The sequence below is a fragment of the Turicimonas muris genome, from assembly GCF_002221595.1.
GTDB classification, from domain to species: Bacteria; Pseudomonadota; Gammaproteobacteria; order Burkholderiales; family Burkholderiaceae_F; genus Turicimonas; species Turicimonas muris.
The window spans coordinates 63,142-86,772 of sequence record NZ_NHMP01000010.1; the positions used below are offsets into that span (position 1 = coordinate 63,142).

The window sequence follows — 23,631 nt, forward strand, 5'->3', positions numbered from 1 at the left end:
TTCATAAAGGCTCCAAAGGAGCCTTTTTTAGAGTTGTTCGACTTTAATACCTGATTTTTTTAAGAATTCGAGTCCGTCTGAGCTCCGGTAAGTAGTGTGGTAGTACACTTCTTTTATCCCACACTTTTGAATAAGAAGAGAGCAGTGGAGGCAAGGGCTGTGAGTAATAAAAATTTTTGCGCCTTCGGATGAATAGCCATTCTGAGCCAGTTTGGCAATCGCATTTAGTTCAGCATGCTGGACTTCCGGCTTCGTGATAAGTTTTCCATCGACTTCATCCTCACAGCAATTATCGTAACCGGTAGGCATTCCGTTCCAACCGAAAGAAATAATGGAATGATTTTTCACTATCACGCATCCAACTTTGAGACGCTTCGCATAACTTCTTTTTGAAGTTAGAAGAGCAATCTCCATGTACATGGCGTTATCTTTTTTGATATCCATTTTTTTCTCTCTGAAAAGAAAACCAAAACGGATTTTAGCAATTTGAGCCGAAAGCCTCAAAAATACGGTTCAAAATGGATTTTGTGTAGCTTCCGGAAATAGTCAGTGTGCTAACCTTATGAAAATATTTCTTACAGGTCTAGCTATGAAAGTTTTACTTGCCTTAATCTGTTTTATCGGAATGCTTCTCCATTCATTATTTGGATATTTTCTGTATGTGAAAGGAGAAAATATTTTTTATCCCGAACAAAAACAAATTCAAATTCTAAATAAAACAGCTACAGCTTTGCTTCAAAAGGTTCCGGATACTATTGAAGTTTCGCCGTCTAATAATACAGAAAATAAAGTTGAAGTACCAAAAGTAGAAATGCTTCAAAAATCTGCTTCAATTGAGGCAAAAAGTGAACCTTCATTACAAATAACTGATACTTACCAAGCTCCCGAACCAGCTATGAAGCATCCTGAATTTATTACGGGATGGGCAGGTTTCTTACAGGTGGAAAATGCAGTAATGACTTTCATCTTATTCTTGTTAGGTTTTTCTATCTGTTGTATTAACGGAAGGGGAACTGCTTCTCGATGGGTCTTTGGTTTTAATCTTGTTTTCTGGAGTACGTTGTCCGGTGCAGTATGGTTTTTCCACCCAACCAATACTCCGTTAAATATTCTGAGACTGACATTTAACTTCCCGGAATGGTATTTTGTTTTAGCAGCTTCAGGGCTTGCAGCCTTATTGAGCTTTATTCTTTACGTCAATGCCTTCAGAGCACCTATTGACAAAAAGAAAAAAGTCAGCAACGAAGGAGGGGACAAAGAACCTGCTTTGAAAAAAGAAGTTGTCAGGGACGGTAAGAATGGTGTTGATTCCAAGCTCGATACACCCCTTAAAACAGCTCCGGAAGTAAAGAATCCTATGGAACCAAAGGAGAAAAAGGGCTTTGGTTTTGGTTTCGATAGATTTACTAAAAAAACAGATAAAGAAGTAAAGCCGGACGTAAAAAAAGATGTCATGGCAGAGATTAAATCTAAGGAAAAAACTGAAAATAAGTCTGAAATAAAATCAGAATTTAAATTAGTAAAAGAAGAGATAAAAGAAAAAAAGGATAATATAAAAACAACTTTTGACTCTTTTGAAAAACCTTTAGAAAAACCAATTAATGATTTAAAAGAAAATAAAGAAAAAGAAATAAAAGAAAATGTTAAATTAGATAATAAGACTGTTAAGGAAGATAAGAAACCGGAAGATAGTGTTATTATTTTAGAAGACGCTTCTACGAAGAATGGAACAAACAAACAGGCTGAAGTTGAGAAGATTTCAGAACCGATTATTCCTAAAAACGAATTGAATAAATAAATTTAACTTTTTAGAAGGCCTGTTTTTACAGGCCTTTGTTTTAAGGACAAGAAATGTGCCACTTAAATAAAAATGAGAATCCTGTAGATCTTGAAAAAATCGCTGCAATGAATAGAGCAGTTGTTGGTGAAAAAGCTCCTGACTTTACCTTATCAACGGATACAGGAAGTGAACTTAGTCTTGCTGATCTTTTAGGAAAAAAAGTAGTTTTGTACTTTTATCCAAAAGATAATACTTCCGGCTGCACTTTTGAAGCTCTAAGTTTCAAAGATAACCTTAAAAAATTTACTGACTCTGGTTATGTGGTTTTAGGAGTATCAAGAGATTCTGTTGCTAGCCATGCAAAATTTAAATTGAATAAAGAATTACCTTTTACTTTGCTGTCTGATCCGACAGAATTTGTTTGTAAAGAATATGGCGTTCTGAAGATGAAGAACATGTATGGTAAGAAATATCTTGGTATCGAGAGATCAACCTTTGTAATAAATGAACTCGGAATTCTTACCCATGAATATAGAAAGGTGAATTCAAAAACTCATGTAGATCAGCTAGTTAAAGATCTTAGTATCTAAAATCAAGTTAAAAGAGTATGCCGCTTGTAAAAATACGAGCGAGAGTTTTGATTGTGTCAAGAATTTCATCAAGATAGTAAGAAAAGAAATTCATGTCATCTCGTAGACCGACAAAGAAATCTGTTAGGTCAAGGCCACTAGATATTTCATATAGAAAAGTCTGGAGCCAATTGTTAAATGAAGAAAGTAGATCCATCGTCTTTTAAAAAATTGCTTCAGCTTCTAGAATACCAAGAAAGCGAAATCTTATAACAAATTTTTACTCAACTTAAGAAAAGACCTCGCAAAAGCGAGGTCTCATTTACTTATTTTGGATTAGCTAGCTAACTGCGAATCGCTATCCATTTTTTCTGTACCGAGAGTGCCTTCGAGTTTGGAAACTACTAAGGCAGTAAGGTTATCACCGAGGACGTTAACAGAAGTTCTGATCATATCGAGAATTCTATCAACACCAGCGATCAAGGCAACGGCTTCAAGAGGAATACCAACTTCTGTAAAGACCAAGGTTGTCATGATCAAACCGGCTCCCGGAACACCTGCTGTACCGACAGCTGCAAGAACACCCATGAGTACAATTTCAAACTGTTGAGTCATTGTAAGATCGATGCCGAAAACCTGAGCAGCGAATACAGCGGTTACGCCCATGTAAATGGAAGTACCGTTCATGTTGATGGTGTTTCCAAGAGGAATAACGAAAGAGGCAATTGCCTTGGAAGAACCTAATTGTCTTGTACTTTCAAGGTTGATAGCCAAAGCGGCGGCAGAAGAGCAGGTGGTAAAAGCGATTAACCATGGTTCAAAAACCCCTTTTAAGAATTTTGAAATGCTCATGCCGATCAACTTGACCAAAGGCAAGTAGGTAATAACGACAAAAATTACAGTAGCGATAAATGCGCAAAGGATTAATTTTCCGAGAGGCAACAAAACTGCCAATCCGTGTTTAGTAACTGTGTAAGAGATAAGGCCAAACACACCGATAGGAGCATAAAGCATTACATAGTTAGTCATGCGGATCATGACATCGCCGACTTTTTGGAAAAAGTCTGTCAGCATCTTAGCTGGTTCGCCCATAACGGAAATACAGAAACCAAAAAAGATGGAGAAGAAAATTACCTGAAGCATATTGCCTTTACCAAAGGCATCGATAGGATTGATTGGAACAATTTCCATCAAAACTTTAGAAAGTGGAGGTGGAGTTGCAGATTTTGCCTTGAGTCCTTCAACGGAAATTGAAAGACCAAGTCCCGGATCCATAAAGTTTGCAACAATCAAACCAATAGTAACAGCCACTGCCGTTGTAATAGCAAAGATTAAAATTGTTTTTACAGCAATTGATCCGATCTTACTTGCATCACCAAGTCCGGCAGCACCGGCGATCAAAGTGGCTATAACAAGAGGAACTACTACCATTCGAATCAATCGAATGAAAAGTTGACCGAGGGGTTGAAGCCAAGTAGTGGCAAATTCTGTAGAAACCATGGTACCCACAATGACACCGAGCACCAGACCGTACATCATTTGCATTGGCAGACCAAACCAAAATGATTTCTTAGCCATAATTTTCTCCAATAGGGTTTATCACGAATAATTGTAATTTTCTTTACAACTAGTAACTATGATAAATCTATTTCAGTGTGATTACTTATTTTTGGTGAGAAAAACGCAAAAGGGTTCTTATTAATTTGAATTAACTACAAAGTCAGTTGTATAAAAACTACTACTAGATAAAAGAATTTCACTTCATGAAATAATTATCTCTATTTGGAAACGAAACTGATTCTTAAATAAGCTTTTTATCAACGAAAATAGGATGCAAAAGTGCCAAAAAGCTTATGAAAATTAGAACAAATATTTGTATAAACCAATTGGGTACCAAAGGTTTTTTTGATTTTTATAGAAAATTAGACAAAAAATAAAACGAAAGTATCTTAAGAGTTTAATAAGAGGCTTAATTAACGCATGTAAATTCTTTATTTTATTGCTGTAAAAATTGAAAGGCAGGATATGAACAGAAGTGAAAATTTTTAGCCGATATTTTGAAAGAATTTAAGAAGATTGCTAAAAGCAAGAAAGGTTTTCAATTATTCTGAGAGTTATTAAAAATTTGAATGGAGAACTAATCAGCCTAGGAGAATACAACCAAATTTTATATTTTGAGATGTTTTAAAAAAAACAGTTGAATATTTTTAATATATTTAAAAATTTTTATATTTTTTTTTGAAGCTATAAAAAGAAGAAAAAGATAAAAATAAAGCCATTTTTGGGCCTAAATATAACTCAACATAATAATAGTTATGTTGAGTTAATGGTAATTTTGAGGAAATTTTCTTCTTAGTAGCTTCATACTTGTTTCTTTTAATTTCCTTCTCATAAATTTATAAGCTGTTCTGAATTATTTTTATTTCTCTTATAAATCTCTTCTCTTTATTTATGAGGATTGTTTTGACAATATTTATTTTAGGTTTCTTCTCTGTTATTTATTATTTAATCGTTAATAAAGATTGTTTTCAATACTCAAATTATTCTTAGGTTATATTTAAAGATTTTGTTGAAATATTAAGTAATGAGTATATCTAATGTAATAAAAATTATTATTTATAGATTAGATTAGTTTATATTTAACTAGTTTTAGTAATTCTAATCATTTTAATTAATTTTTAAAAGATTTTAATTAAATCTAATTATCAATAAATGTTTTGTTATTTACTCTAATTGATGTCATGACAATGAATCAAATCAAAATTTCATTAGGTATTTCCTATTGGCTGAGTTGTTTTTGTTCTATAGAAAAGAAAATGTTTTAAAAACAATAAATTATTGTATTAATCTAAAGGAAAGGTGCAGAATTGTGGATATAATTAATAATTCTTTTAAAAACATTAAGATATATGATTTTAATAGAATTGATCTATGAAAATTACTAGTCTGCCCCCTATTCTTTTCCTATTTGTTTGTTAAAAATATTTATCTTAAATTAAGTATTTTAGGTAATCAAATAAAACTTATAAATAACATTAATATTAAGAATAAATAGAGATTAAATAGAATGCATATTTTTTATAATATTTCAAATTTCAAAAGATAAAATCATTACATATTTATTTTATATATTGCCAAAATACTTATTGTTATTATTTTAAATTTATATATTCACTATATATTGACGTATCGTAATCACTTATCAGATTGAATCTTACTTTTAAAGGTAATTTTCTATAATTAATAAAACTCAATTCCCAAAACAAAAATGTTTGGACTCGGTACTATTATTAATATTTTTGCCATTGTTTGTGGCGGCGTACTTGGTACGTTTTTCGGGAAGCATTTATCAAAAGAAAATCAAAATGCGCTGATTTCTGCATGCGGACTTTGTACTCTTTTTATAGGAATTGCCGGATGCCTTGAACAAATGCTTAAGGTTGAAGGACCTCACCTTTCCTCTTCCGGCGTCATGGTGATTATTCTGAGTTATGCTATTGGAACGTTAATTGGAACGATTGGCAAGCTTGAAGAAAAAATTGAGAAATTTGGAGAGTTTCTGAAAGCTAAAGCTAACAGACAAAACGACAATAACTTCATAACTGCTTTTGTCGTTTCCTCTTTGACGGTTTGTATTGGTGCAATGGCAGTTGTCGGCGCAATTCAAGACGGAATTAATCAAGACATATCCATCTTACTGGCGAAATCGGTATTAGATTTCGTCATTATTTTAATTTTGACTGCGTCTCTCGGTATTGGCTGTGCCTTCTCAGCAATTCCCGTAGGAATTTTTCAAGGCTCTATTACGCTTCTTGCAGTTTTTATAGAACCGGTATTGACTTCCAAGGCGCTTGATTATCTATCAATGACCGGATCTATTTTGATTTTTTGCGTTGGAGTGAATCTAATTTTTGGTAAAAAGTTCGAAGTTGCAAATATGCTTCCCGTTCTTCTAGTGGCCGTTCTTTTTGCCTATCTTCCTTGGTTTAATTAGATGGTCTTTCTCGGCTGAGTTTTTTGGGGCCAAGCTAGGATAATCATGTTAGCGACAATAGCAGTTCCGCCGATAAGTTCATAAGTATTAAAAGACGAATTCAAGAAAATAACGGATAAGAGAACTGCTGAGAACGGTTCAAAGGAGCCAAGGATTGCCGAAATGGACGGAAGAACAAATTCCGTACTTTTCAGATAACACCAGAAAGCCGCTACTGTGCCGAAAAGAACGATCTGGGCATAAGCAAGAATGGCCGGAATTGTCCACTGTGCATTGTCATTGAACGGAGAGGTAAAACACATAGCAATTAAACCACCGATTAGCATTCCCCAGCCGACAACAAAAGAAACCCCTGCTCTTTCAATAACTTGCTTTGGCTGAACAGTACAAAAAGCACCGAACGCTGCAGATGCTAAGCCCCAAAGCACACCTGCCCAAGACAAGTCAAAAATTTGAAAATTCCCTTTTGAAACAAGAAGAAAAACACCTACCAACGCTAATGCTAAGCAGATAATTTCTTTGAGGCTCGGTTTTCTTCCTTTTGTTAGAACGAAATAAAAAATAATGAATAACGGCCCAAAGCCAACCATGATGGCAGCAGTTCCGGCATTACTTACGGAAATCGCTTTAAAGAAAGTCCACTGAATCAGAAGAACCCCAATCCCGTATACAACAACATCTCTTAAGTTTCTAAAATCTTTAAAAGGAGCAAAAATATTACTTTTGGTGGAAATTGCATAAAGCAATAAAAGGCAAACGCCTGAGCCGAAAAGTCTAAGTGTGGTTAGGTCTGACGAAACAAAACCACAAGAATTGAATAAGTATTGAGCGCAGACGGCCATAGAGCCCCAGCACCAGCCGGCAAAAGAAGCAAGAAGAACGCCTTTTAAAGAATTAGACATATATTGTTTTTATTAATCTTGTATTAGTCTGAAAAACAAATGATTATTGAGATCGGATGTTTATTGATTTAATTCCTTACGCCATCCGAACGGAAGATAAATTCCGGGAAGATTTTCAGAAGGGATCTGGAGCCTTTTATACCAATAAATCCAGTGGTCTCGTCCGGGACGTGTATACCAATCTCGTATCATCTCTATGATATCTTGCACAATTCTTTCGTTTTTGTTTTCTTTTCGGCAAGCAATAGAAATTGGCCAAGGAGGACGGTGCCAGCCCGTCAAAATCGGAAAAACTTCTTCTGACTCAAGCTCTTCATCAACGAAACTTGCTCCGATGTCGATTGCAATGCCCTCTCCTTGGATCAGCATTCTTTTACAGACAGAGGCATCGCCAAGAAATACCTGAGAGTAAGAACTTAAATCAATGCTGTGCTGGCCGTTTTCTAGAATTGGATAATAGGAGCCGTTGGACATCTGTCTCATGAGAATAGTGTGATTTTTCAGCTCTTCAATGTTTTTGGGGATACCAAATCTTTTCTTATATTTTTTTGACGCCATTGGAAAGGTAAATTGATATCCGCTCGGAACCCAAAATAATTCTTCATGCTTTGGTCGATACCCAAACCAAGCGATGTCTGCTGCTCCGCTAAGTAACCCGGTTTCCCCGCAATCCGATGTAAATTGGAGCTGAAGGTTTGGATACTTTGTCCTGCAAATATGAGTCAAAGAATTAATAAACTTGGTGCCGTCTGAATTCACCGGAAAACTGACGGTTAAAGAGTATTCCAAATTCTTTCTAACGCCGGTTCCCTTAATAAATTCTGGACTGCTGATAAATTTCCAATTGCACAGAAGTCGTTGAACGTAGGGCATGAGCTTCTTCACTTCCCATGTTAAGAGAGCCGGTTTTTTCGAGCGATCTAGGATGGTATACCCCAGTTCCTCTTCTAACTGATTTATTAGTTTTGAGGCTCTGGACAAAGGAATGTCTAAAGATTTTGCGGCATCAGTTAAGTTACCGGTTTTATTGATTTCCGATAACAGTTGCCAAACTTTTAAGTTCTCTTTTACATTCACTTCTGCCCCCAACGTTTAGCGCAATTATAAAAAAACGGACCCCGAAGGATCCGTTTAGCAATTAACTCAAAGAGTTCTAGACTTCAAAAGTACCTTTGACGATAACCTTAGAGTCTTTCATGACTTGTCTGCCTTTCATGAACAGATGAACCGGTTGGTGTTCAGCGTTCATAACAAGCAAGTCTGCATCTTTACCTGCTTCCAAAGTACCTTTGTTTTCTAAGCAAAGGGCTGTAGCAATTGTTCTTGTGAGAGGCAGGAGGGCCTTTTCAAGACCAATCTTCTTAGCCAACTTCTGGAGGATAAGCAAGTTGTCAGATACCTTGCAAACTGCTAAGCCAACCATTTCACCCTTTTCATCAAATCTTGGCATGGAGCCATGACCGTCAGAAGAGAAAGTGATTCGGTCGATTGGAGCACCGTTTTCGAGAGCCATTACAAAGGCGTCAGAGGCATCGCCCATGTAATTTCCGCCGCTGGTTGTGATATCAATATATCCGCCGGCTTTGGTAAACTCAATAGCTTGTTCGAAAACAACCTTATGGCGACCTACGTGTGTCGGACGAATATGCTTAATAGGCATTCCCATCTTTACGCATTCCATAAATGCAGGGAATGCGATTGGCAGATCTCCTAAGTGTACATGCAAGTAAGAATCGTGACCGCAAATCATGCCGCCTACTCGGCAATCAGAAAGAACACGAAGAACTTCTTGAGTTGTTGGGAATGAGCAGCGATGGTCTCCCATTGCAATCTTCACACCCAAGCATTCCGGAATTGTCAGAAGATCCTTACGAACATCACCGGTAACGGTAGTCGGAGGATAGCGATAGTTTGAGGTCCACATCCAGCCAGAGGCACCTTCCTTTGTTAAAGCTCTTACTTTAGCCATAAGGGCTTCGATAGGACGAGTTTCACTGTCGGTGCCAGAAACACCGACAAAGGATGTAATACCCGCTTCAACTAATTCAGAAAAATTGAGTTCAGGGGCGCGAGTGACCGTGCCACCTTCCCCGCCGCCTCCGGTGACGTGGATGTGCTGGTCAATCAAACCTGGGGTAACAATCGCACCTTCTAAATCAACTTCTTCAAGTCCCGGTACTTTAGCGTCAATATGATTATCGATAGCGATAATCTTTTGTCCTACTACCAAGATGTCTTTACGACCTAAGTGTTCTGGTGCGTAAACTTCTGCGTTTCTAAACAAATATCCGGTTGGCATTCAAGACTCCTAATTATGAACCGAGAACGAAAATGTTCATGATCCAAAGAGAGCAAATGGCGATGATCGGAGGAACAGCCATGATCTTGAGCATGTCAGCACCTTTGATGCCGATAACACCAAGGCAACGACCCATGTACTGAACCTGAGAACCCATCAAATAGATAGCTGGGATGCAGATTGCGAGTTCCTGACCGTTGATAGCGCCCTTGTCGAACAAAGCAACAGCTACGCCAACGCCACCGCCCATGGACATCCATCCACCGAGCAAAATGGTTGCGGCTTCACCGGGAAGACCGAAGATACCCATGACTGGTCCGAGGCCTGTACCGATTAAAGCGAGGAGACCGGACACGTCCAAGATACGAATGATAACGAAAGCCATCAAAACGTTCGGAATTGTGGAGTGTGTGGCAATGTTCCAGCCTTGAATAGCACCGTTAACGAAAACGTCGGTGACCATTGGTTTAGAGTTTGGACTACTAGACATTATCTCTCTCCTTCTTATTTCTTAGAACGTAATTGGATTAAACGCATGAGGTTGGCACCACATACCTTACCAACGAGAAGAACGCCTAAGCAAACGCCCAAGCTTACTGGTACTGCAGGTTTGCCATCAGCGGCTAACAATGTGAAAAGAACTGCGCCGGATGAGAAGAAGTTTGTAATACAAGCATCAGCGGTCATCTGGAAAGCAGCAAAGTTATTGATTTCTCTATCTGTAAGAACATTGTCGTCTTTTAACTGACGTGTCAAAGCGGCGCCGCCGTCAGTAGATTGAAGAGAAGCAATAAGAGCCAAGCCAGCGGATCCCGGAACACCAATCAACGGTCTGAGGATCGGAGTAAGTAATTGACGGCAAGCCTTCAAAGCACCAAAGTGATCGAAAATGGTGATCATGGCAAGGGCGAACATAACTGTTGGGACCAATGTTAAAGCGAACATAAAGCCGTCAATAGCACCGGAACCGCCTTTACCACGGAAGTTAGCCATGGCAGTGTGAATACCGTCAGCGTTTTGAGAAACACCGGATACCAGCTTACCAAAGCCGCCATTCAATGTAGTGAAGTCGAAGATACCCCACCAGTGAGTAGATGCGCAAACACCTGAGAAGAAGACAATAGCGATTGCAAGAGAGATGTAATTACCGATGGTAACCTTCTCACTTCTCCAGCCGTCCATTTCAGGTTTTGGAGTATTAGCAGTTGAAGCCATATCAATTCCTGTTAAAAGTAGAGATGAAAAATAGAAGGACTTATTTATATGTGTAATGGAAGAGCCGCAGAATGCGATCTATAAGCCCCCCTTACCGATAGCAAAAAATGCTAACAAGTGAATTATGTAAGCTTTAGTACTTATTATCTATTCAGGTTTTATCTAATAGCATGAGAAATAACATTTTAAATGTTGAATGATATATACACATCATTCAAAATAAAAATATCTTTATAAAATAAATAGATAAAAAATATTTTAATTTTTCTATACTGTTTTATATATTCTTAGTATTAAGCAAATACCCTATAAAAAATTATGCAACTTTCTATTTAGAGAAGTCTTTATCAGGGTTATTTCTTGCGATTTTTCAGATAGTAAAAGTAGTTTTTGGCATACATAATGAGAAAAGTTGATGCTTTTTCTGCCTTTATCATGAAAGAGCTTATTTGGGATTGATAGAACGGAATCTAAAGTGGTGATTTGCTAGATAGGTAGCTCTGCACTATCATCTCCGTTCTCACTAATCCTGATTATTAAATAGGAGACTAAAAATGGGCAGACCTTCTGCAGATTATTTCAAAGTAGAAGTTCCGGAAGAACAAAAAAACAGAGCGCTTAAGCCGGGTGATGTTTCTTTAAGAACGATAGAAAGAGTTAACGGAGTATTCCAAGTCACATTCGCATGGTGCGATATGGTAGGAGTCGTTCATGAAAAAGCTTTCAACCGCGGCGACATCTTTACCAATTTTGATTCTGTACTGAAGACATTTACAGAAACCGGCCTTCCGTTCAATATGAACGCTAAGAAAGAATTCCACGAGAAGCTTTGCCAATTAGCTACCTTCTTGGTAAAGACAGAAGCTCCGGCTCCTCAGGAAAAGAAATCTGAAGCTCCTGCAGCTGAACAAAAATAATCTCTGCTCAGATTAAGAGATTTTCTTTAAAAAGGCCAATCACTTCTCATCGTGCTTGGCCTTTTCTGCTGTTTCTCCCGATTATAATTTCTGAATGCATGAAGTTTTGTCAAAAAGTTACCAGCAGAAAGTATTATGTATTGCAAGGTTAGTTATTCTCTCCTTGCTCTTTTTGCTTCAGGCTGGCTGTTCTATTTTTAATTCTTCCACCATTTCCGGTTATGTACCGGTAGAGTACGATGGGACTCCCGGATCGAATGTTCTCGAGACAGCAATGTCGCAAATCGGAAAAAAATATTCTTACGGCAAAGCTTCTCCCTCTCAAGGATTTGACTGTTCTGGCCTCATTTACTGGGCTTATCAGTCTCACGGCATTGCTGTCCCCAGACGAACCCAAGATCAATCAAAAGCCGGGATAAGAATAAAAAAAGCTGACGCAAAATTGGGAGATATAGTGGTTTTTAAAATCGGTAGACGCCTTCATACTGGCCTCGTTGCTGATAAAGGTCGTTTCTTGCATGCGCCCTCTTCCGGTTCTCACGTCCGTTTGGAGTCAATGAACGGCGTCTACTGGAAACCTCGGGTGGTTGGTTTCCGCCGAATCATCTATTAAAAATATAATAATTTTTAGCTTTTTTACATAACTAGTTTGATATTTTTGATCTACTTAGCTGAATACCTAACTCAAGGAAAAAATATGAGAAGTGACAAAATCAAAAAAGGACCTGGGGCGGCTCCTCATCGCTCTTTATTATATGCATTGGGATTAACAGACGAAGAACTTAAAAAGCCATTAATTGGAATCGTAAGTTCTAAAAACGACATTGTTCCGGGACATATGAATCTGGACAAAATCGTAGATGCCGTTAAACAAGGCGTTGCTTTGGCTGGAGGCATTCCAATCGTTTTTCCTGCAATCGCTGTCTGTGACGGCATTGCCATGGGCCACGAAGGTATGAAGTATTCTTTGGTCAGCCGTGAACTTATCGCTGACAGCACAGAAGCTATGACAATTGCTCACGCCTTAGACGCCCTTGTGATGGTTCCTAATTGCGATAAGAACGTTCCTGGACTTTTAATGGCTGCTGCTAGACTTAATATCCCTACAATTTTCGTCTCAGGCGGCGCAATGAGCGCCGGGACTATCGGTAAGAAGAAATTGTCTTTGGTTTCTGCCTTCGAAGGTGTCGCCGCATTCAAAACAGGCAAAATTGATGCAGAAAAGCTTAAAGAAATTGAACATAAGGCTTGTCCGACATGCGGATCTTGTTCCGGCATGTTTACAGCTAACTCCATGAACTGTTTGACAGAAGTTCTCGGAATGGCACTTCCCGGCAACGGAACAATCCCTGCAGTCATGAGTGCTCGTATCCGTTTGGCTAAACAAACCGGTATGAAGATCATGGAGCTGCTTGAGAAGAATATCCTTCCCCGCGACATCATGAAAGAAGATGCTTTCATGAATGCTATGACAATGGATATGGCTCTCGGCTGTTCCACCAACTCCATGCTTCATTTGCCGGCCATCGCTCACGAATGCGGCATTAAATTGGATATGCATTTGGCCAATGAGATTTCCGAAAGAACTCCAAACCTTTGCCACCTCTCTCCTGTCGGCTCACACTTTATTGAAGAACTCAACGAAGCCGGAGGCATTCCTGCTGTTATGAAGGAAATTGCCAAGAAAGGTCTTCTGAAGACAGATTTAATGACCGTGACAGGCAAGACTATTGAAGAGAATTTGGCAGATGCCGAGATTAAAGATCCTGAAATTATTCGTTCTATCGACAATCCATACAGTGAAACCGGTGGAATTGCTGCCTTGTTCGGCAATTTAGCCCCGGACGGCTGTGTCGTAAAAAGAGCTGCAGTGGCTCCTGAAATGCTGGTTCATAAAGGTCCGGCCAGAGTATTTGACTCTGAAGAAGATGCCATTAAAGCCATTTGGGATCAAAAGATTAAGGCCGGAGACGTTGTTGTCATCCGCTATGAAGGTCCTAAAGGAGGCCCCGGTATGCGTGAAATGCTTTCTCCGACATCTGCCATTATTGGCAGCGGCTTAGGCTCTTCCGTAGCTCTTATTACCGACGGAAGATTCTCCGGTGCTACTCGCGGCGCGGCGATTGGTCATGTCTCTCCCGAAGCTGCCATCGGCGGTCCGATTGGATTGTTGGAAGAAGGAGACATCATTTCCATCAATATCCCGGAACACAAAATTGAAGTTGAACTCTCAGACGAAGAGTTGGAAAAGAGAAAAGTCAAATGGAAGCCAAGACAGCCTAAGATTACAACCGGCTATTTGGCGAGATATTCCAAACTTGTCAGTTCCGGAACTTCAGGCGCTGTTCTGTCATAAAATCTAAAGTAACTAAGGGAGGCTTCGGCCTCCTTTCTAATCCCCTGGAGAAAATCTTGAGTACCTTTTCTTGTAATGAAGACCTTTGTTCCGGATGCGGAACATGCGTTTTTGTCTGCCCAAAACATTTATTGACCTTGGAAGATAGGCACCCGGTAATGTTAGAAGAGAATGCTGACAAATGCACGGAGTGCGGTCAATGTGTTGCCTTTTGTCCTGAGGGTGCTGCTGAACAAGAGATTTCAGAAGGCAAAACTTTAGGACCTAGTCTGGCTTACGACATTAAAAATAAAGCCATCATTGACGGAGCTCTTAAAAGCCGCCGTTCCTATCGGACATTTGCCAAAAGGCCCGTCTCTCTGGGTTTAATAGAAGAAATTCTTGAAGTTGCTAACTTGGCTCCGTCCGGTAGAAATGCCAGATTTTTAAGATGGATCGTTTTACCCACACCGGCAAAAATTAGAGAGTTTAATCAAACAGCTTTAAATTGGCTTGCTAATGAAGCTGTCGAAGATTCTGCTTTTATTAAGCGCTACAACCCTGAATCGATGATTGAGCTTCTGAAAAATGGCAAAGACCCCTTCTTCTGTGGGGCTCCGGCTGCAATATTTTTAGTTGGAGATAAGAATCAGCGTTGGGGAGAAATTGATTGCGCCATTGCTGCCACGTACTTTAATTTAGCTGCTGAGGCCAGAAATATTGGCTGCTGTTTTGCCGGCAGAGGAACTAATATTGCTCAGGCTTCCCCTGCTCTTCGTCAACTTCTGGAGCTTCAGGAGAACGAAAGTATTTACATCGGCCTCTTCTTTGGACATAAGACGGTACAAGCCCATCATGTTCCTGCTCGAGGACCAGTTCCTGTAACTTTCCTGAGATAGATTAAAGTTAGGACTGTGACACAGAGGGTCCAGTCCTTTCTTTTGTTAAAAATAATTGGATGTTGAGTAGTCAAATTACTCAATGAATATTTGTTTGGCCTCGAACCAGCTTTGCTTCGCGTAAAACAGAAGAGAGGTCGATGGACTTACGTTACTACAATATCGTAAAAAAGCCCGTCCCGATTAGGCAGGACAGGCAAAGATTTCCTTTTAGCTATATTATTAATTATTTTTGATTACTGAGAGGAGGCATAGAAAGTTCATAAACCATATCTTTTCCATTTTCTCTGCCGAGCATGAAAATCGAATCGCCTTTTATGGTCATTGAATGAGCCAATTTCAGATCTTTCGGCATCCTATAAGCGGCTTCGACCGTTTTCGTATCCGGATTGATTAACAACAATGTGTTGTAACGAATCGAATAGCCAAGAAGTTTTCCATTCGGCAGAGAAACTAATCCTGTAACGTAGTAATCGTTGATGTTTCTGCCGTCTTTAAGAAGCTCAGGAGCTGCTCTCAGATAGCCTTCTTCAGAAAGTTTCCTATCCTTAGCATCTACTTTAATTAGAACCGGGCGTTTGGCAACTTTATTCGGAACAGAAACCATGTAGTAGCCGTCAGCTTTGGCTGAGGCAGCCATATTCGTAACAAAGGCTGAGCGCGCACGATCTGTAAGGATATATGGATAATCCCAGAACCAGGTCATCTTAAGATCACCGGAGGTTTTGCGGAAAGTTGACCACTCGCGATATTTTTCTTCATCGGTTTTAGCTGGAGCAGAATGTTCAATGCTGTATAACTGTTTGTTCCAAGCCGTATTGAAAAGTTTATCTCCAACATATGAGCAGTCTGCTGTCCAGGTGATGTCGTTGCCATTGACAACGTCAAGGACCGCAAAGGATTTAACTTTGTGCAGATTGTCGTCAGTGAAGTACATACCGCCGCGGTTATTGCAAACTCCAAATTCTTTAAGATTTGGGTTATAGGCAATGCCTGCCGCGTTTCCTTCACCATAAATTCCTTTAGCTTCAAAAGGCAATACTTTCTTGTTCTTCAGAACCGGGCCGTCTTTGAGTTCTTTGAAGGCACCGTTTTCGCTATTCATATCAAACTTCTCTTCTTTCGGTTCTAAAGCTCCCGGAAGTAAAGGATCAGTTACTTTGTTGTTGCCGGTCAGGCTCCAAGGTTTTGCTAAACGTCCCCAAATATTTGCTTGCATTCTTTGTTTGGCATGTGTCAGATCCATTGTCCAGCGATCCGGAAAATGTTTGCCAGCATTTGGAGGAAGACCGTTGGTAAACAGAGCCTGCACGCCGTTAGAGAAAGTAACAATAAAGGTTAGAAGAACAACGATTTTGCCAAATGGAGTGAAAGGTTTAATTACGTTTCTAGTTTCAGCAATATCGGCCATAATGGGACTGTCTTTTCTTACAAATAAGAGTAAGCAAGCCATCACCACCACTACTGCCCAGTATACGAAAATGCCCCAAGTATAGGTATGAGCCCCAAACATTGCTCCTGCCTGCCCGCTGCCGATGTCCCCCGGAACGTAGAGAAAGAAATGACGCAAAGTCATGTAGATTCCATATGCGGCACAGATGAAGACTGAAGAAATGTAGCGAAGTTTGGGACCATAGGCCACCATAAATAGCCCGAGGAAACCAACGGAAATCATTCCGAATCTTTCAAACCAACATAGAGTGCATGGGCTTTCACCCTTGTAATAGCCCAGATAAAAATTGGCAAGTCCTACAGGAACAACCAAAATTAATAAGACGGCAATCAACATTGCCACATTAAATTCTTTTTCTCCTAAACATCTGATATTCAATTTCATGATCGCTCCTTTAGTAAGTCATATTCGGCAGGATCGCATTGATGCTTCCTACCATGTACATAAAGAAGCAGAGGCCTGTGGCGCACCAGAACAGTAAAAATGCCAAGCCTTCTTTTTGAGGTTTGAAGTACAAAACCGCTAAGCAGGCCAAGAAAAGTAAAATCATTAAAACTTCCATAAAAGCTCTCCTAAGGTTATGAGGTTTTATGGATACATCTTCCGATTATTGGCGGATTTGTGCAATGCAATTCAGCAATTGTTCATTGTATTATTGCAAAGCAAATTAGAAAATACTTGGTAATATACTTGTTGAATCTTTAATTCAAGGGAAGCTGAATGTCTCGCACTGGAAAACTTTTTAATCTTGAGAGCTGGAAAGCTTTTTACCATGCAGCCATGGAAGGATCGATGAATAAAGCGTCTGTAGAATTAGGTTCGGACGTATCAACTATTAGCAGAAGGATTGAAGCATTAGAAAATGCACTTGGTTACTCCCTGTTAATCAGAAAATCTAAGTGTTGCGTTTTAACGGCTGAAGGTCAGATTGCCTTAAAAGCAATTGCACCCTTACTTTTGCAATTTTCGACAACAATACAGGGTCTCACTGAGAAACAAAACTCGATTCAAGGAAAAATCACTTTTGGTGTCACGGCAGGTTTGGCGCCTATGGTTGTATCGTGGACATCTCAATTTCAAGAGCTCTATCCTGAGGTCACTATAGAGCTTCACTCCACTCCATCCGATCCTAGCGAAAGAATTACTACAAGTGATGATCTCGCTATATTAGTCAGTGATACAGAATCTGTCTGCTACGGTGCAAAAGAGCTGGGACGTGTTCCTACTTATATCTGTGCCTCGCCAAAATATCTTAAGAAATTCGGAACGCCGAAAAAAATTGAAGACTTGAGTATGCACAGAATAGTAATCAATTCTGCTTGGATGTGTCCTTCTTTGATTTATGACCCAAATACTCTTGAAGCGCAAGCTCATCCAACGGGTTTACGCTTTCGTGTCGATGAAATGGAAGCACTCAGAGATGCTGCCATTGGAGAGGTCGGAATAGTGCTAGGGCTGCCTAAATATTTGTTTGATCCAGAAGAGAAAAGAGGGAATCTTGTCAGACTTTATGCTCCCAAAGAGACTATGTCTCTTCGTTTTTGGATGGTCACGCCTTATAGGTCTTCAATGCCTTTGAGGGTGGAACTGTTAGCCGAATTTATTCGTGCACAATGGAAGAAAGGCATTGGCGAATTTGTGCCTATTGGACAATGCTGTCAACTAAGTTCAAGAAGTTAGTCGAAGACTGAGGCCTTTATGGTCATCGCTTCGGTTAAAAATAATTGGAAGTTGAGAACTCAAATTGCTCGATGAACATTTGTTTAAGTTCGGATAGATTGTTCTGTTCATAAAACAGAAGAGTTGCGTACCTGTAATCTATGGGCTCAACTGTTCGAAAGGAAATGGGACAGTAACTATTTGCCAATAATACAGCGTTGGAAATAATGCGTGAAGTTCTTTTATTTCCATCCTCAAATGGTTGGATGTAGGAGATTAAAACTAGAGCCAAAAATGCCTTTTCCAAGATATTCTTCTTATCGTTAATTAATCGGCAAGTTTGCTCTAAGGCCTCAGAAATTTGAAAAGAATTATCTAACGGAGTGTAAGAAGTACCTGTAATTCCAACCCTGAAAGAGCGTACATTTCTTGTTACTCCCATATTTTTGGTTAGAAGATAGTGAATATCTTCAATCTTAGAGACGGTTAATTTATCGAAAAAGTCAGGATTTTCAAGGATGTAAGACAAAGCCTTTTTATGATTCAAAATCATTAAAGCTTCGGTTTTGGATTTTCCTTTTGCTTCTCTGGCGTCTTTGAGAAGTGCTTCTGTTTCTAACAAACTGTAAGTATTTCCTTCGATTTGAGAGGACTTCCAAGAAAGGTCAATGACGAGCCTTTCCATCTCTTTTTGTCTGGCAATCTTTGGAAGAGACTTCATTCTAAGTTCAAATTCTCTTTCTCGGTCATACAATTTTCTTATTTCTTCATCGCGAAAGACCTGATTTTGTTCCAAGAGTTCAAAGATTCTGAAATTAAAGGTGTTGAGAACTTTTCTGTTTTCATTTTCAAAATAGCTCTCTACATCAAATCGTCCGAACAAGCGTCCATAATCAGACAAGGAATAAACCGAGTTCCGTCCTGCTCCTTTTAATTCAATTCGTTGTTTCTGAACGAGCTCTTTGACGAGGCGGTACGCAGACGTCTTTGAAATGTTAGAGCCCAGTTTTTCTGCAATTTTGCTTAAAGCTAAGGTCTCCGGTCAAAAGTAAATTTAGAAGAGCTGAGTGTTTTTCCTTCATCGTTTTTTATCTCTTTTTCGTTTCATTTTAACGTTTTTTTCGTTCCAAATTGGAACGAAAAAAGGCACTTTTGGAACGAAAAATGCCTTCAGCCATTTCATACAAAAACAGCAGCATCAAAGTATGCTTTTCTTGATTTCCGAAGAAGTCGCAGAAAAAAGACGGTATAGCCTGAAGTTCTAAAGGAAACTATCGGACTATTCCGTCTTGATATTAGAAAGATGTTCTTCTTCCCAAAATCCTAGTAAGTTTCGAAAATTCTTCTTGCTTCTTCTAGATCTGAAGTTTTCTTTAAAGCCAGCTGGAGAAGAACACGGGCCTTTTGCGGATTTAAAGAACCAGCATTAATAAAGTTTTGCCATTCAGAGTTTGAGTCAACTACCAGACCGCTTCCTGTTCTGCTGGAACGTACTACTAAAACACCTTTGTTTGCAGCACTCTCAAGTCCGGAGAATGCATTTTTGTGAATGCTCCCATTGCCCATCCCTGCATAGACAATACCTTTTGCTCCGGCTGCCACTGCTGCATCGATAAGTGTGGAATCCTGATTAGCATGTGCATAGATGATGTCGACTCGCGGTAAATCTTTAACATCTTGGAGAGAAAACTCTGTTTGAGTAGTATGGGGCTTAACGCTTTGTTTGAAGAAATAAGGAGTGCCTCCCGTAATCATCCCCAAAGCACCGAACAGTCTGGACTGAAAAGTGTCCACATTGGTGGTATTTGTTTTGGTGACATCTCTAAGTCCATGAATCTCATCATTCATGACGGCGAGAACTCCTTTTCCTTTTGCTTCAGGACAAACCGCAACTTTGACTGCTTCAATAATATTCATGGGGCCGTCCGCACTGATTGCAGTTGCCGGTCTCATTGAACCAACCAAGATAACGGGTTTATCGGAAGACAATACTAAATTCAATAAGAAGCCTGTTTCTTCCAGAGTGTCGGTACCGTGAGTGATGACAACGCCTGCAATTGAGTCGTCATCTAAATATTTTTGAGAAATCTCGGTAAGTTTTTCCCAGATATCATCAGTCATGTCTTCGCTGCCGATATTGCTTACCTGCTCTGTAACAATCTCAGCAATCTCTGCTAATGCAGGAACAGAATCTACAATGTCCGCGACAGTTGCAGAACCAGGAACATATCCTGTTGTTGCAGTGGAAGAAGCAGCTTTTCCTGCAATGGTTCCGCCGGTGGCAAGAATTGCAACTTTAGGTAGTTTCGGATTCGTCACTTTCAACTCCGTGAAAAAGTTTTTAAAACGTGATACTAAAAAGGCGTTGCTAGGAAAACAACGCCTTCAAGAGAATAATTAAACTGTTATGGCTTTAAAACTTCAAGACCACCCATGTAAGGTCTTAAAACTTCAGGAACGGTAACACTGCCGTCTGCATTCTGATAGTTTTCCAGAACAGCAACTAAAGTTCTTCCGACCGCCAATCCGGAGCCGTTCAATGTATGTACATATTCCGGTTTGTTTTGTGCATTCTTAAAGCGAGTCTGCATTCTGCGGGCTTGGAAAGCTTCGCAGTTAGAAACAGAGCTGATTTCGCGATAAGTGTTCTGGGCAGGAATCCAAACTTCCAAGTCGTATGTCTTAGCTGAACCGAAACCCATGTCGCCTGTGCAGAGTGTAATAACACGATACGGTAAACCGAGTTTCTGAAGAATCTTCTCGGCGCATACAACCATTTCTTCAAGATGCTGGTAACTGTCTTCCGGTTTAGTAATGCGGACCATTTCGACTTTTTCGAACTGGTGCTGGCGAATCATACCGCGTGTGTCTTTGCCATAAGAACCGGCTTCGGAACGGAAGCAAGGAGTCTGAGCGGTAATCTTAATTGGTAAGTCAGATTCTTTGAGCATCAGGCCTCTGACGGAGTTAGTTAAAGTAACTTCAGAAGTCGGAATCAAATAGAAAATCTCACCCTCACCTTCTTGACCGCCCTTCTTGGCGGCAAACAAGTCTTCTTCAAACTTAGGAAGCTGACCGGTACCGATTAAGGTTTCTTGGTTAGCGATATAAGGTGTATAGCATTCTGTGTAGCCGTGTTCTGTTGTGTGAGTGTCCAGCATGAACTGAGCTAGGGCGCGATGAAGACGTGCAACGGGTCCTTTCATGAAAGCAAAGCGTGTGCCAGCAAGTTTTGTCCCGGTTTCAAAATCCAAACCTAAAGGAGCACCGACATCAACGTGGTCTTTGATTTCAAAATCAAAATTACGCGGTGTACCCCAGCGGCGGACTTCAACGTTTTCAGTTTCGTCTTTACCGACTGGAACGGATTCGTGCGGAAGATTTGGAATAGTTAAAAGAAGATCTGTCAAAGCTGTCTTAAGCTCTTCGGTTCTCTTTTCTAAGTCGCTTAATTTGGAAGCAATTTCACTTCCTTTCTTCAAAAGCTCAGTGGCGTCTTGACCGGACTTTTTAGCTGCGCCAATCTGTTTGGCTACAGCGTTTCTTTGGGCCTGTAGCTGTTCTGTTTCAGATTGAACAGCCTTTCTTTCGGACTCAAGAGCGTTGTATTTTTCAACTGGAAATTCAAACTTTCTCGTTGCCAATCTGGCGACAACTTCATCTAAGTTTTTGCGAAGGAGGTTCTGGTCAAGCATTTTTATTAATGTCTCACAATTTTTATAAACATAAGTAATGATTGTACGCCATAAGATAGTAATACTTAAGGCTGCAATTCTCTAGGTTCTGTTATTTAGGATTGACGTGTTCAGGCTCGTTATATTTATTCCCGGTTTTCAAACCTTCCGGAGCCGATTGTGCCACTCTTGCTTCTTGATTAAGACGTTGGAGTTCTTTCAGTCTTTCTCCAATTTTGATTTCTAACCCTCTTGGAACAGGATGATAAAAGCGAAGTTCTTCCAAATCATCCGGGAAATACTTTTCTCCTGCTGCAAACGCGCCCTCTTCATCGTGGGCGTAGCGATAATGAGTTCCGTAGCCTAAATCCCCCATCAGTTTAGTCGGCGCGTTCCTCAGCTTTAAGGGGACAGCTCTTGTGGAGTCCTTTTTAACAAAAGCCTTCATTTGGTTATATGCCTTGTAGACAGCATTAGATTTCGGAGCCATCGCTAAATAAATCACGGCGTTTGCCAAAGCCAACTCACCTTCAGGAGAGCCAAGGCGCTCGTAGATCCGGACGGCTTCACTAGCTAAGGTAATGGCTCTTGGGTCGGCGAGACTGATGTCCTCAATAGACATCCGTACCAATCTTCTGCCGAGATAAAGAGGGTCAACACCGCCGTCAAGCATTCTGCACATCCAGTAAAGCGCTGCATCCGGATCAGAGCCTCTGACGGATTTATGGAGAGCGGAAATCTGGTCGTAAAAATTCTCTCCTCCTTTGTCGAACCGGCGAATAGTTGAAGGAAGTGTCTTTCTAACGAAATCTTCAGTGATGACATGAATGCCATTATCACGGGCCACGGTCGTAATAACATCAACGGCATTTAGGAAGCGTCTCGCATCACCGTCCGCGAGATTAAATAGGATGTCTTTGGATTTTTCTTCAAAGGAAATATCAGGAAATTCTTGTTTGTTTGCTCTCTCTAACAGTTCATTCAAATCTGCTTTAGAAAGGGATTCAAGAACATAGACATTTGAGCGTGAAAGCAATGCTGAGATAACTTCAAAGCTCGGATTTTCAGTGGTGGCGCCGATAAAAGTAAAAAGACCGCTTTCCACATGAGGAAGAAAGGCGTCCTGCTGGCTCTTAGAGAATCTATGTACTTCATCGACAAAAACCACGGTAGATTTGCCGGTGGCTTCTCTGTATTTTGTAGCCTTTTCAACGGCGTCTCTGATATCTTTTACTCCTCCGAGCACTGCGGAGATAGAGATAAACGGCAAATGAAAAGCATCGGCCATTAATCTGGCAAGTGTGGTTTTGCCAACTCCCGGAGGACCCCAAAGAATCATCGAGTGGGGATGCCCGCTTTCAAAAGCACTTCTCAGAGCTTTGCCCTCCCCAAGAATTTGTTTTTGACCGACTACCTCATTAATTGTTTTAGGCCGCATGCGTTCAGCCAAAGGAGAGGCTTTATCTTCTACATTGTTTTTCTTTGTTTTTGTCGGTTCGGAAGAAGATCCTGCACTTTCAAACTCGAATAAATTATCTTGCATTTCGCTGATTCTTTAGAGATTTTTTGACTTTGGAAACATTAGCAATTAGGAAAGAAATTTTCAATGTCTTGCTGATTGGAATGAGAGGTTTGTAACCGGCAATTATTTTTCCTTCTCTCCTTTACATTAGTTCGTACTTTTAATAGTTCGAAAAACACATTGAAGTGTCTTGCCTATATGATGAAAGCGTGAAGAGAGATGATTCTCTATCAAATTCCTCCTGTAAGATAAAACTTCGGGTTCCAGCTATCAGCCGGAACCCCTCTTTTGTGTGCTCGGCATGAGTGCAATCTAAAGGGTGAAAGTCCCGAGCTCGCCCGCTAGTGGGAAGAGCTAGCGAATCTGCAAGGTGTGTGCAGTGATGTACAGGCTGAAAGAAGCAGATAGCAAAA

General features: G+C 40.0%; 21 protein-coding genes. 8 read left to right on the top strand and 13 right to left on the bottom strand.

Annotation, left to right across the window (positions count from 1 at the left end):
• Positions 1–27: 27 nt before the first annotated feature.
• A complete protein-coding gene (locus ADH67_RS11765; RefSeq protein ID WP_066595708.1) occupies positions 28–444 on the bottom strand; it encodes a deoxycytidylate deaminase in 417 nt (138 codons plus the stop codon).
• A 145-nt stretch (positions 445–589) separates the two neighbouring features.
• Between ADH67_RS11765 and ADH67_RS11770 the strand changes: the two genes are divergently transcribed.
• Positions 590–1,798 (top strand): hypothetical protein, encoded by a 1,209-nt coding sequence (locus tag ADH67_RS11770; RefSeq protein WP_143597749.1) that lies wholly within the window; start codon positions 590–592, stop codon positions 1,796–1,798.
• Between the two features lie 107 nt (positions 1,799–1,905).
• A complete protein-coding gene (locus ADH67_RS11775; RefSeq protein ID WP_066595707.1) occupies positions 1,906–2,370 on the top strand; it encodes a peroxiredoxin in 465 nt (154 codons plus the stop codon).
• Positions 2,371–2,685: 315 nt separating this feature from the next.
• Here the strand turns inward: ADH67_RS11775 and ADH67_RS11785 are convergent, their stop codons facing one another.
• A complete protein-coding gene (locus ADH67_RS11785; protein ID WP_066592344.1) occupies positions 2,686–3,927 on the bottom strand; it encodes a dicarboxylate/amino acid:cation symporter in 1,242 nt (413 codons plus the stop codon).
• Between the two features lie 1,690 nt (positions 3,928–5,617).
• Between ADH67_RS11785 and ADH67_RS11790 the strand changes: the two genes are divergently transcribed.
• Positions 5,618–6,343 (top strand): DUF554 domain-containing protein, encoded by a 726-nt coding sequence (locus ADH67_RS11790; protein ID WP_066592341.1) that lies wholly within the window; start codon positions 5,618–5,620, stop codon positions 6,341–6,343.
• Here ADH67_RS11790 and ADH67_RS11795 read toward each other — a convergent pair.
• From ADH67_RS11795 to ADH67_RS11815, 5 genes are all read right to left on the bottom strand, one after another.
• Complete coding sequence (locus ADH67_RS11795) at positions 6,340–7,245, bottom strand: DMT family transporter (RefSeq protein WP_066592339.1); 906 nt, start codon at positions 7,243–7,245, stop codon at positions 6,340–6,342. The two genes, ADH67_RS11790 and ADH67_RS11795, sit on opposite strands and share 4 nt — an antisense overlap.
• Before the next feature lie 60 nt (positions 7,246–7,305).
• Positions 7,306–8,322, bottom strand: coding sequence for a LysR family transcriptional regulator (locus ADH67_RS11800; RefSeq protein ID WP_066592337.1), 1,017 nt, complete (start codon positions 8,320–8,322; stop codon positions 7,306–7,308).
• A gap of 76 nt (positions 8,323–8,398) precedes the next feature.
• Positions 8,399–9,544: a beta-aspartyl-peptidase gene (gene iadA, locus ADH67_RS11805; RefSeq protein ID WP_066592334.1), complete on the bottom strand. Its 1,146-nt coding sequence runs from the start codon at positions 9,542–9,544 to the stop codon at positions 8,399–8,401.
• A gap of 13 nt (positions 9,545–9,557) precedes the next feature.
• A complete protein-coding gene (locus tag ADH67_RS11810; RefSeq protein ID WP_066592331.1) occupies positions 9,558–10,034 on the bottom strand; it encodes a YjiG family protein in 477 nt (158 codons plus the stop codon).
• A 14-nt stretch (positions 10,035–10,048) separates the two neighbouring features.
• On the bottom strand, positions 10,049–10,759 hold the full coding sequence (locus ADH67_RS11815; protein WP_084081459.1) for a nucleoside recognition domain-containing protein: 711 nt from the start codon (positions 10,757–10,759) through the stop codon (positions 10,049–10,051).
• 554 nt (positions 10,760–11,313) lie between these two features.
• On the opposite strand from ADH67_RS11815, the gene ADH67_RS11820 reads away from it, so the two are divergent.
• The 4 genes from ADH67_RS11820 to ADH67_RS11835 all read left to right on the top strand — a co-directional run bounded on the left by ADH67_RS11820 (position 11,314) and on the right by ADH67_RS11835 (position 14,910).
• Positions 11,314–11,676 carry a hypothetical protein gene (locus ADH67_RS11820; RefSeq protein ID WP_066592328.1) on the top strand — a complete coding sequence of 121 codons (363 nt, stop codon included), beginning with the start codon at positions 11,314–11,316 and terminating at the stop codon, positions 11,674–11,676.
• A 106-nt stretch (positions 11,677–11,782) separates the two neighbouring features.
• Positions 11,783–12,289: a C40 family peptidase gene (locus tag ADH67_RS11825; RefSeq protein WP_158212644.1), complete on the top strand. Its 507-nt coding sequence runs from the start codon at positions 11,783–11,785 to the stop codon at positions 12,287–12,289.
• Positions 12,290–12,373: 84 nt separating this feature from the next.
• Positions 12,374–14,032, top strand: coding sequence for a dihydroxy-acid dehydratase (gene ilvD / locus ADH67_RS11830; RefSeq protein ID WP_066592320.1), 1,659 nt, complete (start codon positions 12,374–12,376; stop codon positions 14,030–14,032).
• Positions 14,033–14,088: 56 nt separating this feature from the next.
• A complete protein-coding gene (locus tag ADH67_RS11835; RefSeq protein ID WP_066592314.1) occupies positions 14,089–14,910 on the top strand; it encodes a nitroreductase family protein in 822 nt (273 codons plus the stop codon).
• A 226-nt stretch (positions 14,911–15,136) separates the two neighbouring features.
• Here the strand turns inward: ADH67_RS11835 and ADH67_RS11840 are convergent, their stop codons facing one another.
• Both ADH67_RS11840 and ADH67_RS13280 read right to left on the bottom strand, forming a co-directional pair.
• Positions 15,137–16,747 (bottom strand): disulfide bond formation protein B, encoded by a 1,611-nt coding sequence (locus ADH67_RS11840; RefSeq protein ID WP_066592310.1) that lies wholly within the window; start codon positions 16,745–16,747, stop codon positions 15,137–15,139.
• Positions 16,748–16,757: 10 nt separating this feature from the next.
• Positions 16,758–16,925: a hypothetical protein gene (locus ADH67_RS13280; protein WP_157108099.1), complete on the bottom strand. Its 168-nt coding sequence runs from the start codon at positions 16,923–16,925 to the stop codon at positions 16,758–16,760.
• A 158-nt stretch (positions 16,926–17,083) separates the two neighbouring features.
• Here ADH67_RS13280 and ADH67_RS11845 point away from each other — a divergent pair, with 158 nt between their 5' ends.
• Positions 17,084–18,043: a LysR family transcriptional regulator gene (locus tag ADH67_RS11845; protein WP_066592307.1), complete on the top strand. Its 960-nt coding sequence runs from the start codon at positions 17,084–17,086 to the stop codon at positions 18,041–18,043.
• A gap of 34 nt (positions 18,044–18,077) precedes the next feature.
• Here the strand turns inward: ADH67_RS11845 and ADH67_RS11850 are convergent, their stop codons facing one another.
• The 4 genes from ADH67_RS11850 to ADH67_RS11870 form a co-directional block, all read right to left on the bottom strand.
• Positions 18,078–18,923 (bottom strand): Fic family protein, encoded by an 846-nt coding sequence (locus ADH67_RS11850; protein ID WP_089275759.1) that lies wholly within the window; start codon positions 18,921–18,923, stop codon positions 18,078–18,080.
• 422 nt (positions 18,924–19,345) lie between these two features.
• Positions 19,346–20,341, bottom strand: coding sequence for an asparaginase (locus tag ADH67_RS11860; protein WP_066592297.1), 996 nt, complete (start codon positions 20,339–20,341; stop codon positions 19,346–19,348).
• Positions 20,342–20,427: 86 nt separating this feature from the next.
• Positions 20,428–21,717 carry a serine--tRNA ligase gene (gene serS / locus ADH67_RS11865; protein ID WP_066592295.1) on the bottom strand — a complete coding sequence of 430 codons (1,290 nt, stop codon included), beginning with the start codon at positions 21,715–21,717 and terminating at the stop codon, positions 20,428–20,430.
• 91 nt (positions 21,718–21,808) lie between these two features.
• Positions 21,809–23,134 carry a replication-associated recombination protein A gene (locus ADH67_RS11870; RefSeq protein WP_236578585.1) on the bottom strand — a complete coding sequence of 442 codons (1,326 nt, stop codon included), beginning with the start codon at positions 23,132–23,134 and terminating at the stop codon, positions 21,809–21,811.
• Positions 23,135–23,631 lie beyond the last annotated feature (497 nt).